Source organism: Pontibacterium sinense (assembly GCF_015209595.1).
In the GTDB taxonomy this organism is placed as follows: Bacteria; Pseudomonadota; Gammaproteobacteria; order Pseudomonadales; family Balneatricaceae; genus Pontibacterium; species Pontibacterium sinense.
The window spans coordinates 106,118-123,810 of the sequence record NZ_JADEYS010000015.1 but is presented as its reverse complement, the minus strand read 5'-3'; the positions used below and the strand labels follow the sequence as shown (position 1 = coordinate 123,810).

General features: G+C 50.7%; 20 protein-coding genes. 15 read left to right on the top strand and 5 right to left on the bottom strand.

Going from position 1 to position 17,693, the window contains the following annotated elements:
* Positions 1-20: 20 nt before the first annotated feature.
* Entirely contained in the window at positions 21-752 is a 732-nt protein-coding gene (locus tag IOQ59_RS14780) for a hypothetical protein (protein ID WP_193954159.1), read from the bottom strand.
* Positions 753-815: 63 nt separating this feature from the next.
* On the opposite strand from IOQ59_RS14780, the gene IOQ59_RS14775 reads away from it, so the two are divergent.
* The 3 genes from IOQ59_RS14775 (at position 816) to IOQ59_RS14765 (ending at position 2,975) form a co-directional block, all read left to right on the top strand.
* On the top strand, positions 816-1,178 hold the full coding sequence (locus IOQ59_RS14775) for a hypothetical protein (RefSeq protein ID WP_193954158.1): 363 nt from the start codon (positions 816-818) through the stop codon (positions 1,176-1,178).
* A 117-nt stretch (positions 1,179-1,295) separates the two neighbouring features.
* Positions 1,296-2,651: a DUF3422 family protein gene (locus IOQ59_RS14770; RefSeq protein ID WP_193954157.1), complete on the top strand. Its 1,356-nt coding sequence runs from the start codon at positions 1,296-1,298 to the stop codon at positions 2,649-2,651.
* A gap of 18 nt (positions 2,652-2,669) precedes the next feature.
* Positions 2,670-2,975: a BolA family protein gene (locus IOQ59_RS14765; protein WP_193954156.1), complete on the top strand. Its 306-nt coding sequence runs from the start codon at positions 2,670-2,672 to the stop codon at positions 2,973-2,975.
* Positions 2,976-3,088: 113 nt separating this feature from the next.
* Here the strand turns inward: IOQ59_RS14765 and IOQ59_RS14760 are convergent, their stop codons facing one another.
* Positions 3,089-3,913, bottom strand: a complete 825-nt coding sequence (locus tag IOQ59_RS14760; RefSeq protein ID WP_193954155.1) for a nitrate- and nitrite sensing domain-containing protein — start codon at positions 3,911-3,913, stop codon at positions 3,089-3,091.
* On the bottom strand, positions 3,910-5,157 hold the full coding sequence (locus tag IOQ59_RS14755) for a methyl-accepting chemotaxis protein (RefSeq protein ID WP_193954154.1): 1,248 nt from the start codon (positions 5,155-5,157) through the stop codon (positions 3,910-3,912). The genes IOQ59_RS14760 and IOQ59_RS14755 overlap by 4 nt, the downstream gene beginning before the upstream one ends.
* A gap of 189 nt (positions 5,158-5,346) precedes the next feature.
* Here IOQ59_RS14755 and IOQ59_RS14750 point away from each other — a divergent pair, with 189 nt between their 5' ends.
* A complete protein-coding gene (locus tag IOQ59_RS14750; RefSeq protein ID WP_193954153.1) occupies positions 5,347-6,570 on the top strand; it encodes an EAL domain-containing protein in 1,224 nt (407 codons plus the stop codon).
* On the opposite strand, the gene IOQ59_RS14745 is transcribed toward IOQ59_RS14750, so the two are convergent.
* On the bottom strand, positions 6,571-7,464 hold the full coding sequence (locus IOQ59_RS14745) for a DMT family transporter (protein ID WP_193954152.1): 894 nt from the start codon (positions 7,462-7,464) through the stop codon (positions 6,571-6,573).
* A gap of 101 nt (positions 7,465-7,565) precedes the next feature.
* Between IOQ59_RS14745 and IOQ59_RS14740 the strand changes: the two genes are divergently transcribed.
* The 7 genes from IOQ59_RS14740 (at position 7,566) to IOQ59_RS14710 (ending at position 12,813) form a co-directional block, all read left to right on the top strand.
* The gene (locus tag IOQ59_RS14740; protein WP_193954151.1) at positions 7,566-8,294 is read left to right on the top strand and encodes a DUF599 domain-containing protein; all 729 of its coding nucleotides are present in this window, start codon (positions 7,566-7,568) and stop codon (positions 8,292-8,294) included.
* Positions 8,281-8,793 carry a PaaI family thioesterase gene (locus IOQ59_RS14735; protein WP_193954150.1) on the top strand — a complete coding sequence of 171 codons (513 nt, stop codon included), beginning with the start codon at positions 8,281-8,283 and terminating at the stop codon, positions 8,791-8,793. Before IOQ59_RS14740 ends, IOQ59_RS14735 begins: the two co-directional genes overlap by 14 nt.
* Positions 8,790-9,236 (top strand): PaaI family thioesterase, encoded by a 447-nt coding sequence (locus tag IOQ59_RS14730; RefSeq protein WP_193954149.1) that lies wholly within the window; start codon positions 8,790-8,792, stop codon positions 9,234-9,236. The genes IOQ59_RS14735 and IOQ59_RS14730 overlap by 4 nt, the downstream gene beginning before the upstream one ends.
* A gap of 135 nt (positions 9,237-9,371) precedes the next feature.
* Complete coding sequence (htpG, locus tag IOQ59_RS14725; protein ID WP_193954148.1) at positions 9,372-11,279, top strand: molecular chaperone HtpG; 1,908 nt, start codon at positions 9,372-9,374, stop codon at positions 11,277-11,279.
* Between the two features lie 171 nt (positions 11,280-11,450).
* Positions 11,451-11,747: a c-type cytochrome gene (locus IOQ59_RS14720; RefSeq protein WP_193954147.1), complete on the top strand. Its 297-nt coding sequence runs from the start codon at positions 11,451-11,453 to the stop codon at positions 11,745-11,747.
* Positions 11,748-11,807: 60 nt separating this feature from the next.
* Positions 11,808-12,173 carry a TraR/DksA family transcriptional regulator gene (locus IOQ59_RS14715; RefSeq protein ID WP_193954146.1) on the top strand — a complete coding sequence of 122 codons (366 nt, stop codon included), beginning with the start codon at positions 11,808-11,810 and terminating at the stop codon, positions 12,171-12,173.
* Positions 12,174-12,207: 34 nt separating this feature from the next.
* Positions 12,208-12,813 (top strand): YceI family protein, encoded by a 606-nt coding sequence (locus IOQ59_RS14710; RefSeq protein ID WP_193954145.1) that lies wholly within the window; start codon positions 12,208-12,210, stop codon positions 12,811-12,813.
* 42 nt (positions 12,814-12,855) lie between these two features.
* Here IOQ59_RS14710 and IOQ59_RS14705 read toward each other — a convergent pair whose 3' ends face one another.
* Positions 12,856-14,280 (bottom strand): aminotransferase-like domain-containing protein, encoded by a 1,425-nt coding sequence (locus tag IOQ59_RS14705; protein ID WP_193954144.1) that lies wholly within the window; start codon positions 14,278-14,280, stop codon positions 12,856-12,858.
* 175 nt (positions 14,281-14,455) lie between these two features.
* Here IOQ59_RS14705 and IOQ59_RS14700 point away from each other — a divergent pair, with 175 nt between their 5' ends.
* The 4 genes from IOQ59_RS14700 to IOQ59_RS14685 all read left to right on the top strand — a co-directional run bounded on the left by IOQ59_RS14700 (position 14,456) and on the right by IOQ59_RS14685 (position 17,606).
* Entirely contained in the window at positions 14,456-14,632 is a 177-nt protein-coding gene (locus tag IOQ59_RS14700) for a DUF1127 domain-containing protein (RefSeq protein ID WP_193954143.1), read from the top strand.
* Between the two features lie 11 nt (positions 14,633-14,643).
* A complete protein-coding gene (locus IOQ59_RS14695) occupies positions 14,644-15,522 on the top strand; it encodes a PhzF family phenazine biosynthesis protein (RefSeq protein WP_193954142.1) in 879 nt (292 codons plus the stop codon).
* A gap of 185 nt (positions 15,523-15,707) precedes the next feature.
* A complete protein-coding gene (locus IOQ59_RS14690) occupies positions 15,708-16,310 on the top strand; it encodes a CBS domain-containing protein (RefSeq protein WP_193954141.1) in 603 nt (200 codons plus the stop codon).
* A gap of 138 nt (positions 16,311-16,448) precedes the next feature.
* Complete coding sequence (locus IOQ59_RS14685; RefSeq protein ID WP_193954140.1) at positions 16,449-17,606, top strand: type III PLP-dependent enzyme; 1,158 nt, start codon at positions 16,449-16,451, stop codon at positions 17,604-17,606.
* The last annotated feature ends 87 nt before the right edge of the window (positions 17,607-17,693 follow it).

The window sequence follows — 17,693 nt, the reverse complement described above, 5'->3', positions numbered from 1 at the left end:
ACGCCCGTTTCAGAACTGCTTTATAGGTAGTTCTGGCGGGCGTTTCCTTTAGCCTTCAGACGAGGGGCCGGCGCGGTAAAATCCGGAATCAGGCTGACAATCGGCTGGCGTTCACGAAACAGGTGTAAGCGCTCTTTGTGCTGTTGGCCGACCCATTGCCACGGTTGCTCCAACAGCATTAGCCGTAAGCTGCTGATTGACGGAACGGGAATGCCACCTGCCTGAGTGCAGGATGAGGTGTTTGTATCGGACATATGCGGCAGGGCGATCTGCTCATTGCGCAGATCTGAGTATTGACCGTTGGCAATCAGCCGCAACAGATCTTCACCACTCCATATTTCAGGGGCTTGTCCTAGGGGTTTGAGTAGTCCCACCGATGAGGGGGCGATCACCGAGCGCTCTTTAGAGAAAAACTTCCGGGCAGTCAGATCCGTATGGACGCCAAGCAGGGAGTTATCACGCACGTTGCTGCTAAAGTCCATCTGCTCCAGTCCGGTCAGCAGGGCATTCAGGTCCCAATGACAGGCGCGGATGAGCTGCCAGGCCGGCTCCACCGAACGTCTGGAGCCTAAGCTGTACTTGATTGCGTCTTTGCCCTGAGTACGGCTGGACAGCAATGTGATCTGCAGATGGGTACTCTGAAAGTCGATCAGACATTGAGGCTGTTCGACAAAACAGTACGGCATCTCGCGGCGACAGAAGTCGATCCACTGTTGGCGGCTGTTGAGTTGGGGCAGAACACGTATGATCATTAACGGGCTGTGATCGGAAGATTAGACAGCCAAACAGTATATAGAAACCGCAGGATAAGAACCATGAAGCTGCTAAACCGTTCCGCTTTCGCTGTTATCCCTAAACAACCCTTTGTGGACTGGGCCAATAGCCTTGAGCTGGATGACGAAGGATTAAATGAAACCCTGACGCTGGAAGAACACCAGCGTGAAGGCACCGTCTATTTAATCGATGAAGTGGAAAACGACAGTGATTTTGATGCTGCGCTGAGCCTGAACTGGTCCACTATCTTCGAAAATGAGCTGGCCGCGTGGGACGAAATGGCGGATGCCTGGCCAGAGCCCCGTTCTCAGGCATTGTTTGCCGATTGGTTTGAAGTTAAGCCGCAAGTGATGGCACTGGATCTGGCTGTTGAGCCGGTGATGGTGGCGAGTCTCGAAGAATAAGTCTCCTGTTATTGGGCAATTGCTACCCATGGCGGAGTGAATTAACACCCCTGTGCGGTTGCGAAAAAGTGTCAGTAAGGCTATGAATAGAGGCTACTTTTTTTGCCGGAGCCAAATATGGAACAATTGCCCAATAATCCGTACGGGCTGGAACTGCATCCGATGCAGGAGGCGCTCTATGCTGAGCTGCACTCCCGCCCGTTTCAGGTTATCCCCAGTCCATCCCGGCTAACTTTTCTGGCGGTGCTTTGCGAAGGTGTATCTCGTGATGAGGAATTTGAGCATTTCCAGAAGATCTATGAACACTTTGGGCACGAAGCACCTGAGCAGGATGGCGTCTGCTATGAAGTGGATTTCGGCACGGTGCGTGTGCGCCGGGAAAAGCATCTGGAGTTCATCACCTACACCTTTGTGAATCTGGATGTAGAGAGCTGTGCTGATCCGTTTGATTGCTCGGGAATCAGCCGCATACCGGCAGAGTGGCTGAGGGCGTTGCCGGGGACGGTGGTGGTTTCGTTTCATGTGGCGATTGAAGATGCTCGCTCACAGCCTGAACCTGCGCTACCCGTGGTCAAGAGCTTCTTCGAAGGCATGCGTCTGGTCGGTAGTAGTCCGCAGAATGGCGACGCACGTGTCTGGACGACGTTTCAGTTGCACAGTGATGGCTTTGGCCGCTTCCTGATCTACAACAAGAAGATGAGTGACAGCCAGCTGGGTCGTCTTACACAACGTGTGATGGAGATTGAGACCTATCGCCTGATGGCGCTGTTGGGTTTGCCGTTAGCACGGAAGTACAATCCTGAATTGAGTGAGATGGACCGGAAGCTGGCCGATACCACGAGTACGCTGGCTGAAAATACCGATCTGGATGAGCGGATTCTGCTGGGTAAGCTAACCGATATGGCTGCGTGGGTCGAAGCCTGTCGGGCGCAAACCACATTCCGTTTCAGTGCCACGCGGGCGTATCAGGATCTTGTATTGAAACGTCTGGCGGAGCTGCGGGAAGATGAGGTCTCCGGACACTTAACGATCACCGAGTTTATGACCCGCCGTCTGACTCCGGCGGTGAGGACCTGTGAATCGGTCAGTGAGCGCCTGGAAAACCTGTCGCGACGTATCGACCGTGTGTCCGATATGATGCGCACCCGTGTCGAGCTGTCGATACAAGCGCAGAATCAGGATCTGTTGGCATCGATGGATCGCCGATCACGGATTCAGCTGATGATGCAGCACACCGTCGAAGGCTTGTCGGTTGCCGCGATCAGCTACTACATGGTTGGGCTGCTCAAATATTTGATTGAAGCGTTGTATGATAATGGTGTTGATCTCAATAAGAGCCTGACGGTCGGTATTTCAGTACCCGTGGTGATCATGGTGGTCTGGCTGGCGACACGCAAGATACATAAGAAATTCCTCAAGCTGGCGACCGAAAAGGCTGACCGGGATGAAGCGGATAGAAAAGACAAACATTAAGGCTGGAGCAACATAAGCATGAGTGTTCAGGTAATCATCGAACAGAAGCTGCAGGCAGGGCTTGCGGTAGAACATATGGATATCGAAAACGAGAGCCATATGCACTCCGGTCCGGCGACCGATAGTCATTTTAAACTGACGCTGGTTTCCGATGACTTCACGGGTAAGCGACTGGTTCAGCGTCATCAGCTGATATATGGCCTGTTGGCCGCTGAGTTGCAGTCACCGGTGCATGCACTGGCAATGCACCTCTATACGGCTGAAGAATGGCAAAAGCGGGGGGCACCCGCGCCATTATCGCCAAATTGTCGTGGTGGTGAATAAGTCAGACGTAGACAATATCTGACCTCAAAACAGGTCGTTGTTAAAAACCACAGTGCTTCGGTCCTGTGGTTTTTTGTTTTTAGTCGATGGCGCGACCAGATTAGTCGCAATTATCAGCGAATATTGACACGCAGGCGCATAATCTCTTCATCATACTTCGCCAGCATATCTTCCAGACAGGCGGTGGCCAGTTTGAAATAGATCTGCGAATCGATCTGCGGGGTATCCAACATCACCCGATCTTTTATGCAGTAGAGCAGTTCCTGCAGTTTATGTTGGGTTTGATGCGAGATCTCAAGATCATTCTTAACGCGCTGGCTGGTTTCTTCGATTTTATTACTCAGATAGCTCAACTGAATACGTGAAACACTGTCGCAACTACCCGCGGCGGTAATGGCCGTTCCAATCGCCCGGGCCTGACCAATGTGCTCAGCAGAGATCAGCAGGTCCCGCCAAACCCGTTGGGCCTGAGTGATGTCTTCACACAGATGCTTCAGCTCATGTGCATCTGCGGTATCTTCGATCAGATAGATCAGGTTCGTAATCAATCGGTTGTGCTGACCAATATTGGTGTCCCGGTCCAGCGTCTGAAAACGCTGAGCCAAGCGTTGCCAGTGTTCCTCAACACCTTGCCAACGCGGACTGTGAGTGATCCAATCGCCGACCGAGATGACAGCCTCGCAATCTCTGCGTATCTGCGTTTGCAGATGGCTGATATCCCCTTTTAGCTCGGCTTTACCGGCGAGAAATGCGCTGCTTAGGCCACGGTGCTGTTGTAAATGCGCGAGAAGGTGGCGCAAGCTGACCAGCCATTCAACTCCCTTCAGCTGTCGGGTTCGCCTGTGTCGGACCCGCCAGGAATGAGCGAGTGACGTCAGTACCAATATAGCGATAGATAGAGTGGTGAATGTTGCGATGGTGCTGGACGATAACATCATGCGGGTTCTCCCGAAGATCGATTACCTGTATTGGCTTGTGTCAGCGTGGCGATGTGATGGGCTACGCGTGCTGTTTCGCTAGCCATCAGACTGTTTGATTCAGCGACTACCGCGACCTTTTCGATGTGTTCTGAGATATCCCGGGTAGCATTCTCCTGCTGCTGAACAGCCACGGCGACCTGACTGATTTCGTCTGATACTGTCTCTGTTCTCACTGTGATGTCTTTAAGAAAGCTTTCAACCTGTGTGGTGCTAGCGACACAGCGGTCACTGCTGGCGACGACATTGTCCATCTGTACACATAAACCTGTCATCTGCTGTTGGACGGCCCCAATGACATTGCTGATCTCAACTGATGCGGTATGGCTGCGCTGGGCAAGGGCGCGAACTTCTTCCGCCACGACAGAGAATCCGCGGCCATGCTCACCTGCACGGGCGGCTTCAATCGCGGCATTGAGCGAGAGTAGATTTGTCTGGTCTGACAGATCACGAATAAACTCAGACATCGTGGAAATGTTGTCAGAGCGGGTTTTTAGTTCGCTAACCAGCCTCGAAGTTTCGCCAGCCAGCTGTGCAACCTCTTCGACCTCTTTGCGAGCAGGAATTAGCGCAGATATGCCTTCTTTGGATAACTCACGTGCTGCTTGGGCTGATGCCTGAGTTTCTGTAATACAACGTGTGACGTCCTCGACGCTATGGCTGATCTGGGTAACTGCTGCTGCGGTGGACGCTGTGGCGTGCGATTGTTGATCGGTATTGCGGGCAACGTGACTGGCGTTATGTGATAACTCGGTCACGGAGTGGCTGATTTCATCCACCACCGCATGGGATTCATTCACATTTCGGTGGACTTCAAGCAAGGCGTGATTGATGGATATTGCCAAGGGTTTTAACGGACCGTTAAGTGTAGGCTCTAAACCCGATTGCATATCCCCGTTTAGATGATCAGTGAGTTTAACAAGATCTTGCCTCAGTAGAATAAGTAAACCGAAAGACAGGTACGCCAGTAATGTGATTGCCAGAAGCGAGAATAGGTGTGACATCGACAGCAGAATCAGAGTGATCGAAGACATCAGCAGTAAGGTCATCAGGCTACCAATGAGTCTGATACCTCCCGCCTCGATAAGTAGCTGAACAGGTCGCAACATTGCATTCATCCCCAAACATGGCATCTGCGTGATGCGATGCACAAAGCGTTCCAGAACCTGCTTGTGTATAGAGAACGTAGGGTTCTGCTGTCTCAACGTATCCTTCAGGTCACTATGAAAAGTGGTATTTGCACTGCTTTGGTGCTCTGGTATCGGCGGTACGATCTAAAAGGAGGCAGCGGAGTTTGGTCCCGCTCGTTCAGCGTATGTTATCGGTCTTAATCCACTGTATGGCATGTAACTTGCTGTCAGCTCGGTAACATTAAAAGTTATGTGGATAAAATGATGATGAGGGATCTGTTTCCTTGGTATCAGCCAATTGTCGAAACTGCGAGTGGGCGGATCGCAGGTTATGAAGCGCTGGCCCGGCAGAAAAATGAGGTGGGTGATGTCGTCTCTGCCGGGGCGTTTTTTTCAGACTCTAAACACTCGCTGGAGAACCGCATAGCCGCTGACAGGAGTGTCCGATATCAGGCGCTGTCAGGGTTAAATGAGCTTCCCGGTGATAGCTTTATCAGCCTGAATTTATCACCTGAATGGTTACAGTTTATTGCCCAGACCACGCGGCTGCCGACGCTGGATATGTTACGTGAGCTGGATGCTGACCCATCCCGTGTGATGATAGAAATCACTGAACTGGGTGGAGATCTGGGCCTGATTCAAAAGGCGGTGGATCGTTACCGCGAAGCGGGATTTCGTATTGCAATAGACGATTTCGGAGCCGACTTTTCTCAGCTGGATCGGGTTGCGTTGCTGACGCCGGATGTTGTTAAGCTGGATATGAAGTTGTTGCGTGATGGCCTGGATAACCCCCGTAACGCTGCGATGATCCAGCTATTGGGGGAGATGGCCTCCCGTCTCGGGGCCAAAGTGCTGTGCGAAGGCGTTGAAACGGAAGAAGCTTACTTCTTAGCGCTGAGCTGCAATGCGTATTACACCCAGGTTTTTTTGTTCTCTGAAGCGAAAGCCGAGGCCGCGCCTACAGAGTGTTTTAAGAGCCAGATGATCTCGCTGCGGGAAGACTATCGGGATAGGGCGCTGGACAGTTCAATGCGAAACCATTGGCTGGCAGGAAAAGTATCAGCGGAGCTGATAGCTTTGCGTGAATTGATCAAAACATCTGAATCCGCGTACGGAGAGATAGATCTTGAGCACTATTTGCCGACCCCGCAGGTGTTGCGCTTTTATCTGTGTGATCGATCCGGTAATCAAATTTCGCCAAACTATGAAAACCGTCAGGGTAGCTGGAACGTGGATAATGCGCAGAGAGGCTCCAACTGGAGCTGGCGGCCTTATTTCATCGAGTTGCTGGCGTCCGATGATATAGACCGGCGTCTGGTGTTTTCGAAACCCTATCATGATATCTACGCAGGTCAGCTGTCACAAACGGCAGCATTGTTGATCGATGATGACCGTATTCTCTTGGCAGATATGATCATTAATCCGCCGGATCGTGATCTGATTTACAGCCATCATGGTATGCAGGCGCAATCCGTCGCGGTGTACTGATCAGTTCTGTTGTGAGGGTGCGGTCTCTTTTCCTGATGTTTCTTTTCCCAGAAACATCGCCAATACCCCTCCTGCGACGACTAACGCTGTGCCGATAATCGCTAGATTGTCCGGCACTTGTTGCCAGAATACCCAACCCCAGAATCCGGTAAACACGACACCCAGATAATTCAGCGGTGAGATGACCGACGCTTTGGCATAGCGGTAGGCCTGAGTGTAAAGCCACATCACCAGCCAGATCGACAAGCCGATGATTAACAGGGGTAACAGGGCTTCTGACGGTATGGGTTGCCAGTTCCAGATGGCCAAGGGTAGTGCGGTGAGGGTAGAGATCGAGAAATAGTAAAAGATGATGCGGTTACTGGGTTCCGTCAGTGTCAGAAACCGTGTCGTAACCATTGAACCCGCCAATGAGATCGCCGAGCCAAAACCGATCAGGTGCCAGAAACTAAGGCCGTCTGAGCCGGGTTGCAGAATCAACAGCACGCCCGCTAAACCGATAAAGATCGGTAGCCAGCGCAGGGCCGGAATGTGAATCCCTTTCCAGAGCAATAGCAGCAACGGTACACAGAGGGGGGCCGAATTACGCAGGAGCGCGGCATCAACCAGTGGGACATAGTTCAGCGCCAGATAGTAACAATAGAAACAGGCCCAGCCCGACAAGCCGCGTATCACATGTAACTTCATGCAATCTGTTTTGAGCGCGCTAATGCCCTTGGTGGCAAGCCAGGGCAGCATAACAGTGGTACAGATCAGATATTGGCTAAACACAATGGCTTCAATACTTACCATCGTTGAGGTGTATTTGATGAGTGCCGCCGCGATGCTCATCGCCAGTGAGGTGCCGATGGCAAACAATACACCCAGAGTCAGATTTTGTGGTGAAGTGGTCACGGTGAACTTGTGCGTCCTTGTTTTAGAATCAAAGCGGAGCCTGACAGGCCCGTTGCCTTAAATTACAATAGGTTAGATTAATCTGTTCTCAGGTAAAAAACATGGATGCTGTTTTGCAGTTTATTCAGCTTAACTGGCTGAACCTTCTGGCGCTGGTCTGGTTCCTGATCTGTTTCAAGGGCTATATGTTCTATTCCAAACGCCGCAGCTACGATACCGCTTGCCTGGCGAGCATCCTGCACTTGTACCGCACCGAATGGATGTTGCGGATGCTGGATCGGGATATGCGTATTGCGGATGCGACCGTTGTTGCAAACCTTGAGCGTAGCGTATCATTTTTTGCATCCACAACCATGCTGATTCTGGCAGGTTTGATGACCGTGCTGGGTTCAACCGAGCAGGCGATTGACGTGATTGCTGACATTCCCTTTGCGGTAGAAGCGACACGTGAAGAGTGGGAGTTGAAGCTGGTGGTGATGATCACGCTCTTTATCTATGCCTTTTTTAAGTTCACCTGGAGCTTACGCCAATACGGCTTTGTCTCGGTGATGGTGGGCGGAGCCCCCACGCCTGATGAGAATATCAGTGAGCAGCAAAAACAGAGCTATGCGGACCGCGTAGCCAAAATGAGTTCCATGGCAGCAAATCACTTTAACTTTGGTCTGCGATCCTATTACTTCAGTCTGGCGATGTTGGGCTGGTTTATTAACCCTTGGTTGTTTATGGCACTGTCTACCGGTGTGGTGTACGTGTTGTATCGACGTGAATTTAAGTCCTCAACCTTAAAAACCCTAATGATGAGTGTTGGTCCTATCGATGAGAAACCCTGAAATTGAAGCACGCTGCCAGCGATTTATGGACGCGCTGGCCCACATCCGCAAATTAGGATTGCGTGTCATTCAGGCCGATGAGCGCCGTGTAACCTTGGTGCTGCCGGTGCAGGATCAGCTGAATACGGGGAAAACCAATACGTATCTGTTAGGGGGCGCATTGACGACTCTGATCGATACCGCATCGGCCGTCTCGACATTGTGCGTGTTGCCGGAATTTGAGATCGCACCGACGCTGGATCTACGGATCGATCATATGAAAGCGCCGACCCACAGCCAGCCTCTGTATATTCAGGCAGAATGCTACCGGACAACACGCAGTGTGATGTTCACCCGCGCGACGGTGTATCAAACGTCAGTGGATGATCCCATTGCGTTTGGTATTGGCACCTTTATGCGTTTAGGTGCCGATGTGGTTGACCCCCAGATGAAGGCGCTGGTGGAAGGTGATATCGACGGTGATACCGGTGTTAGCACGGAAAAGGGAGCGCAGGCATGATCAGTATTACGGAGATGGTTGCGGAAGCACATGCAACGGGTGACTACATGCCGTTGATTGAACTGATCCCTTATGCGCAGGTGATTGGAGTGAATTGCGAGCGTTTTGGTGAAGAGATGGTGTTTCGTTTGCCCCGTAACCCGGACAACTTGGGTAATCCAACACTGCCCGCCATACATGGCGGTGTAATTGCGGCATTTATGGAGTTATCAGCAGCGTTTCAGGTGTTACTGCAAACTACGACGCCAGAGTTGCCAAAGATTATCGATTTTTCTGTGGATTATATGCGTGCCGGATTAGATCGCGATACGTTTGCGATGTGTCAGCTGGAGCGACGTGGACGCCGTGTGACCAACTGTTCGGTGATAGCGTGGCAGGAAAAGCGTACGGAACCGATTGCGACCGCACGGGCGCACTTCCTGGTGAAACCTACTGATTCTTAAACCGGATTTAGGTCAGGTTTTAAATAACCCCTTGAATTAGGTAACACAGCCCCAATCTAGTATTGAAACCAGAAGGGCCGGTTCGTGTGAGCCGGTCATGATTATGTTTCAACCGAGAGTTTGGGCGAGTTACCTATGAGCACAGAAACACATTCCGAAACCCACGGCTTTCAGACAGAAGTTAAACAACTCCTGCATCTGATGATTCACTCCTTGTACTCCAACAAGGAAATTTTCCTGCGTGAGTTGATCTCCAACGCATCCGACGCGGCAGAAAAACTGCGTTTTGAAGCGCTGTCCGATGGCAAATTGTATGAAGACGATGGTGATCTAAAAATTCGCATCGCCTTTGATAAAGATGCAAAGACCATCACGATCGATGACAACGGTATCGGTATGACCCGTGACGAAGTGGTGGAGCATCTGGGCACCATCGCCAAGTCGGGTACTTCCCAGTTCTTTTCCCAGCTGACCGGTGATCAGGCGAAAGATAGCGCACTGATTGGTCAGTTTGGTGTCGGTTTCTACTCCTCTTTCATCGTTGCAGACAAAGTAGATGTTATCACCCGTAAAGCGGGCGCTGCGGTTGCTGATGGCGTGCACTGGAGCTCTACCGGCGAAGGTGAGTTCACAATTTCGAACGTTGAGAAAGCAGGCCGTGGTACAAGCATCGTACTGCACCTGAAAGAAGGGGAAGAAGAGTTTGCGGATGGCTGGCGTCTGCGCACGTTGGTGCGTAAATACTCCGACCATATTGCGCTGCCGGTTGTTATGCAGTCTGAGCCGGTTCCAGCGGCTGAAGGTGAAGAAGAAAAAGCACCTGAAGATGAAACCGTTAACAGTGCAACCGCGCTGTGGACCCGTAATAAGTCTGAGCTGAATGCTGAAGATTACAACGAATTCTACAAGCACATCTCCCATGATTTCTCCGATCCACTGACATGGGCGCACAATGCTGTTGAAGGTAATCTGGAATACACCAGCCTGTTGTATGTGCCAGAACGTGCGCCATTTGATCTGTGGAACCGTGAAGCGCCACGTGGCCTGAAATTGTATGTACAGCGTGTTTTCATCATGGATCAGGCGGAAGAGTTCCTGCCGTTGTATCTGCGCTTCCTGAAGGGTGTAGTGGACACGAAAGATCTGTCCCTGAACGTATCCCGTGAGATTCTGCAGAAAGATCCAAATGTCGATAAGCTGCGCAGCGCACTGACTAAACGTGCACTGGATACTCTGATCAAACTGGGCAAAAACAAGCCTGAGAAGTACCAGACTTTCTGGAACGAATTTGGTCAGGTGATTAAAGAAGGTCCGGCGGAAGACAACGCTAACAAAGAGAAGATCGCTAAGCTGATGCGTTTTGCATCAACCCACGGTGAATCTGCTGATCAGAACGTATCGCTGGAAGATTACGTGTCCCGCATGCAGGAAGGTCAGGAAAAAATCTTCTATGTTGTGGCTGACAATTACGCGACTGCGAAGAACAGCCCACATCTCGAGATCTTCCGTAAGAAAGGTATCGAAGTACTGCTGATGACGGATCGGATCGATGAGTGGATGATGAGCCACTTGTTCGACTTCGACGGCAAGTCTTTCCAGGATGTCACCAAAGGTGAATTGGATCTGGGCGAAACTGAGTCTGAAGAAGAGAAACAGGCTCAGGATGAAGCGGCTAAGTCCAAAGAAGCACTGGTTGAGCGTCTGACCGAAAAGCTGACTGAGAAAGTATCTGAAGTACGCGTAACGCATCGTCTGACTGATTCTCCTGCTTGTCTGGTCATCGGTGACCACGATATGGGTGCGCAGATGCGCAAGATCATGGAAGCGGCGGGTCAGGCTGTGCCTGATGTGAAGCCGATTTTCGAGATCAACCCTGAACACCCACTGATTGGTAAGCTGGATCAGGAAGTGGACGAAGATCGTTTTGCTGAGTTGTCTCTGGTTCTGTTTGAACAAGCTGACCTTGCAGCGGGTGGTCAGCTGGAAGACCCAGCGGCTTACGTTGCTCGCCTAAACAAATTGTTGCTGGAACTGTCCAGTTAAGCGATTTGCTTAAGCGGAAACGCTATTTGTTTGAAAAGCGGCCTGAAGGCCGCTTTTTTTATGCCTGTAAATAGTTATAGTTGTTTGTCTGCTGTGTGAGCCAGATCAAGGTTCCAAGTTTGGGATTGGCTTTCAATAAGGGAAAGTTTAGAGCGATCGGAGAATCATCGAATGAAGAAAACAGTTGCGACCCTTTTTGCTGCAGTACTTATGTCCGGTGCAGCCATGGCTGACGGTCAGGCCGTTTATGATAAGCACTGTAAAGCCTGTCACGATATCGGTTTAGCGGGTGCACCAAAACCGGGTGACAGTGCCGCCTGGCAGTCTCGAATGGACAAAGGGATGGACGCTCTGCTCACAACGGTGAAAAGCGGTAAAGGTGCGATGCCACCTAAAGGGACCTGTTCCGGTTGTGACGATGTAGCTCTGACCGACGCGATTCAAATTTTTCTCGATCAGGCCAAATAGACGGTTGAAGTATGCCTGTGCTGCATAAGGATCGGTTGAATAAGGGAGTATTGAGTCGTTATGTATGATGCACAGAATACGGATATGGTTCAGTCCCTGCTGGAACGATTGGAAGATCTGGAGCAGGAGTTGCGGACTGAAATTGAAAGTCTGCAGGAATCCTCTCGCCCGGTGATGCTTGATCAGCAAGCAGTAGGTCGGGTGTCCCGAGGTGATGCGATGCAACAGCAGAGTATGGCTCAGGCCAATCTGGAACGCTGTGAGCAACGATTGGAGCAGGTGAACCACGCACTGCACCGGATTGCATCACCAGAGGACTATGGCTATTGTGAAAACTGTGATGAACCGATCAGTATTGCTCGCTTGAAAGCTTATCCGGAAAGCCGACTCTGCTTGAAGTGTCAGGAAACGTTCGAACAGAATTAGCGCTTCTTACGGGCGAGTAGTGTGGAGGCCCGTGATGCGTGTTTTAAGTCGTTACTTTATTGCAGCGCCTGTTACCCTGATACTCGGCGCTTTTTGTGCGCCTCAGGCAGCAGCTGCGAGTTACAATCTAGACCCCTCCCATAGTTTTATTGAATTTCGCACCAAACACCTTGGCTACAGCTGGTTATATGGTCGCTTTAACCGGATTGAAGGCAGCCTTATCTGGGATCAGTCCCGTCCTCACGCGAGCAAGATAAAAGTAAAGGTAGATCTGACCAGTCTCGACAGTAATCACGCCGAGCGGGATAAACATTTGCGTGGAGATGAGTATCTGGATGCCCGGAAGTATCCAGATGTGGAGTTTGTCAGTAGCCGATATGAAGGTGATGCTGACAGTGGTGTGGTTTACGGCACCCTCACCTTACGGGGTGTATCCCGTGAGCTTCAGATTCCTGTGAGTCGCATAGGGGAAGGGCATGATCCCTGGGGTGGTTATCGTGTGGGCTTTGAGGGCAAAGTGACATTGGATGCATTCGATTACGGGATGCAGTATGACGTGGGACCGGGTGGGAATGTGATTGAACTGTTTCTGGGTATCGAAGGTATCAAAAAGAAAAAGCTTGCGCCCAAACGTCGTTGAAGCAAGCTTATTCCCGTTTTTAAGGATTTATGGATTTAAGAATCAAGCTTCCAATAGCATCTCTTTGCTTATCTGGCCGATCGTACGAATGGCTTCTTCTACTTCCAGACAAGGACAATTCGTATAGTTAAGGCGCATCTGATTTTTATACTTCTTGGTGGTGGTAAAGAGCTCGCCCGGTGCAAAGCTGATTCCGAACTGCTTCACGCGGTTGTTTAGCTCCGTCGTGTTGATTGCCTTAGGCATGACCACCCAAATTACGAAGCCTCCCTGTGGGTAGGTCATACGTGTGCCTTCAGGAAAGTAACGTTGTATCAGTTCGATCATGATGTCCCGCCCCCGTTGGTAATTTTCCCGCATCTTCCGTAGGTGGCGTTCGTAAGCTCCTTGCGAAACATATTCCGCTACGGCCATCTGTGACACCGTGGGTGTGCTGATGCTGGATACGTATTTCATGTGCAGTACCTCATCCAGATAACGTCCCGGAGCAACCCAGCCAACCCGCAGTCCCGGCGCCAGTGTTTTAGAAAACGACGAACACAGAATGACCCGACCTTCCGTATCATAGGATTTCAGGCTGCGTGGGCGCGGGTACTGAAACGAGAGATCACCGTAAATATCATCTTCTATCAGGATGATATCGTGCTGGTTGCACAGTTCGATGATTTTCGGCCGGTGTGCTTCCGGGATTGAGTACCCCATCGGATTGTTGCAGGTGGGGGTCAATACCAGCACTTTGATTGGCCACTGTGCGAAGGCAAGTTCCAGTGCTTCCAGACTGGTACCGGTTTCCGGGTGGCTGGGAATCTCTATCGCTTTCAGGCCGCTGGCTTCGATCGTTTGGACTGCGCCAAAGTAAAAAGGGGAATCGACGGCGACAATATCACCGGGTTGTGTGATCGCTCTTAAGCTGGATGATAGCGCTTCCTGACAACCACTGGTGACCAGAATATCATCGGGATGCAGTTGCAGCCCTGAGTCGACCCCCAGACGTGCAATCTGACGTCGTAGTGCCTTGTTCCCCCGTACGTAGTCATACGACAGGCTGCGCATACCCAAGCGTCGATTAATATCGTTCAGATCCCGGGTCAGCGGTTTCAGCGTGGGGCTTTTCAGGTCCGGAATCGCCCAGCCCAAGTTCAGCATATTTTCCGCTTCATCGGCATTGAGCATATTGAGAATGTTACTCCAGGCTGAAACCTTAACCGGACGTTGGGGGAGGGGGCTCACGTCCGGTAGCACGGGCGCGCTGTTGCGGGCTTTAACAAAGTGGCCTGACTTGGGGCGTACTTCGGTATAACCGCGTTCTTCTATAATGCGATACGCTTCCTGAACGGTGGAGATGCTGACGCCGTATTCTTGAGCTAGAACCCTAATCGATGGCAGTTTCTGCCCTGCGGTGTAATACCCCCCCTCAATTCGGGCGATTATCTCGTCTGCAACTTGCTCATAGAGTTTGGTAGCCATAACGTTCTGATTCCCCTGAATAAACGTACCGGTACAGATCTGACTAAAAAGACCCGTACAGACCAGATTTGGTTTGATCTGTACTGTATTTATTTGTCTGTATTTGAATCTGTAGTGCTTTTTGAACTGAGCATAAACTGTTTTCTACTCGATTACCAAAGAGGGAGGTTGAGTGATGAAGAGGGTGATCAGACAAAAAGTGAATACAGGTCTGGGTACCTGTTTTAGCTGGTATCAGCGTTATCGTACGCGGCGTCAGTTGTTGACGCTGAATCGGGACCAGCTTAAGGATATTGGTGTAAGCCGAGCTTGTGCACAGGAAGAAGCAGCCAAACCCTTTTGGCGCAAATAGGAGAGATAGAGATGAATTACAGTTTTTATACGTTGGATGTTTTTACGGATACCGCATTTGGTGGCAACCCACTGGCGGTGTTTCCTCACGCCGAAGGTATTGATGGCGTCATGATGCAGAAGATCGCCCGTGAGCTGAATCTTTCTGAAACTGTATTCGTCGGTGAGCCTATTGCGGAGAACCACTTTCCGGTGCGGATTTTTACCCCTGCGTGTGAGATCCCTTTTGCTGGTCATCCAACGGTGGGGACCTCTTATCTGTTGGCGCAGCTGGGGCTGGCACAAGGTGATCAACTCACCCTGAAAGAAGGGGTTGGTGATATTCCGGTAACGGTGTCCCTTAAACACAAATCTGCCTGTTTCAAAGTGGCAATGTTGCCTGCTGTCTCGGAGTCTCATCTAACTGAACGTGATGTAACTGAGTTGCTCGGACTGGATCGCAATCAGGTGGTGCGTAAGCCGTTCATCTCCAGCTGTGGTTTGCCGTTTCAGATGCTGGAGCTGGCAGATATTGCCGCTGTTGATCAGGCTGATCTGAATCTTAGCGTATGGAAAAACTGCTTTCCTGATCTCACGCTGAGCGATCTGTATCTGTTCAGCGATGACGGTGATGGGCAGCTCTATACCCGCATGTTTTCACCGGCATTTAATATTCCGGAAGATCCCGCTACGGGCAGTGCGGCAGCGGCGCTAACAGGTGCCTTGGCGGCTGAACAAGCAGATACAGCGGGTAATGGGCGTGTCGAACTGAGCTTTGTGGTGACTCAAGGTGTCCGTATGGCACGACCAAGTTTGATTGAAAGTACGGTTACCCTGCTTGAAAGAAAGGTCGTAGAGCTGGCCGTTCAGGGACAATCGGTTATCTTAAGTGAAGGGCGGTATCTGTTGTGAGCAATGGGTCCGATTTTCTGAAAGAGACCCGTCTGGCGCTTGCTATTTTCCTACTGATTGTCGGAGCGGTTGTTATCACGCCAGTGTTGTTTGATTAACAACGAGATTGCTCAGCGGACATAGGTGCTACAGCGCCCGCTTCATACTATGCTGTAGGGATAAACCTGAAATCGGGAGTCGTTATAATGTTTCAAGAGTTTTACCCGATCCGTCTGAGCAGTCTCGATAGCAGGGGAGAATTAGTCACCCCTGATCATGATCGCCATCCGGGGACCTTGCGCAGCCCTGCGCTCGAAGTGATGACTGACTTTGAGCGTTCCTGGCCTGTTAAAATCTGCGAAACCACCCAGATAGATGAAGCTCTGGAGCATATGAAAGCACAGCATGTTCGTATGTTGTTTGCAGTGGATAGTCAGGATCAATTCAGTGGGATTGTATCAGCGGCTGATATTGCGGGTGATAAACCGATGAGTGTCATGGGGCAAAACAACTGGACGCGGGATCAGGTTGAGGTGCGGCATCTGATGTTGGATGTATTACACATCAAGGCGCTGACCTATGATCAGGTTCGCTGTGCAAAAATCGGTGATGTGATGCTCACGCTGAAAAGCTCGGGAGATCAGCATGTCATCGTGACCTCTGCCAATCCACAAGGCGGGAAAAAGATCCGAGGCATTATCTCTGCCAGTGATATATCCAGGTATCTGTGTATTAGTTTTGATGTGATGTATCAGGCGAAATCGTTTGCCGAAATCGAGCGGCTGGTCTCCAGAGGGCAGGAGTTCTGAAAACTGTTTACTGGGTGCAGATATTGCACTTATACTTCGCGAAATTATCTGACTGAGCAGCTGTAGCGATCTTACCTACCGCTGCTTTTTTTATGTTGCGGGGTGATCCCCCGATTCTCTGTTAGTGGACCTGAATGCATGAACGTTGCTGAGCAGATGTGCCCGCAAGTCTGGCAAAAAATCAAAACCCTTGCGGATACCCATGAAACGCCTTTTCTGGCGCTGGATCTCAACAGCATTAAAGAGAAGTATGACGAACTCCAGCAGGGGTTTGACTACGCGCGTATTTTTTATGCGGTAAAAGCAAATCCTGCAGATGAGGTTATTGAGCTGCTCGCCAATGCTGGCGCAAGCTTCGATATTGCGTCGACCTTCGAGCTGGATAAGGTGTTGCAGTTTGGTGTGTCGCCAACACGGATGAGTTATGGCAACACCATCAAAAAAGCACGTGATATCGCGTACTTCCACGAACGTGGGATTGATCTGTTCGCGACGGATTCTGAGCCAGACCTGCGTAATATTGCCAAACATGCACCGGGTTCGCGGGTATATATCCGTGTGTTAACTGAAGGCTCTGAAGGTGCCGACTGGCCGTTGTCGCGTAAGTTTGGTTGTAACCCGGAGATGGCCGTTGAATTGGCTGTGTTGGCGCGAGAGCTGGGATTAGAACCTTATGGGGTATCCTTCCATGTCGGTTCTCAGCAACGAGATATCGATGTTTGGGATGGTGCGATTGCCAAGGTTAAAGTCATCTTTGAACGCCTGTTTGAAGAGTATGGCATCAGCTTACGCATGATTAATATGGGTGGTGGTTTTCCTGCCAGCTATCTGCATAAAACGAATGAGTTTGATACCTATGTCGCTGAGATCACGCGCTTCTTACAGGAAGATTTTGGCGACGGCGTCCCTGAAATTATACTTGAGCCGGGGCGGTCGCTGGTGGGCGATGCCGGTGTGCTGGTCTCCGAAGTTGTGCTGATTTCCCGTAAGTCAGCGACTGCGCTGGAACGTTGGGTATACACCGATGTGGGGTTGTTTAACGGCCTGATTGAAACCATGGGCGAAGCGATTAAGTACCAGATTCATACGGATTGCGAGGGTGAAGCAGAAGAGGTCATTCTGGCGGGGCCGACCTGCGACAGCTTGGATATTATGTATGAAGATCACAAGTACAGCTTGCCACTGACGTTAGCCGAAGGTGACAGGATCTACTGGTTATCCACCGGGGCATACACCACCAGTTACAGCTCAATTGAGTTTAATGGCTTTCCACCGCTGAAGTATTACGTGCTCTAATCGTTGCTTCCCGATAAAAAGCCGATGACGCGTAAGTATCATCGGCTTTTTTGTTTTCCTGCTATTTTCCTAGTTTCTGTCTATTCT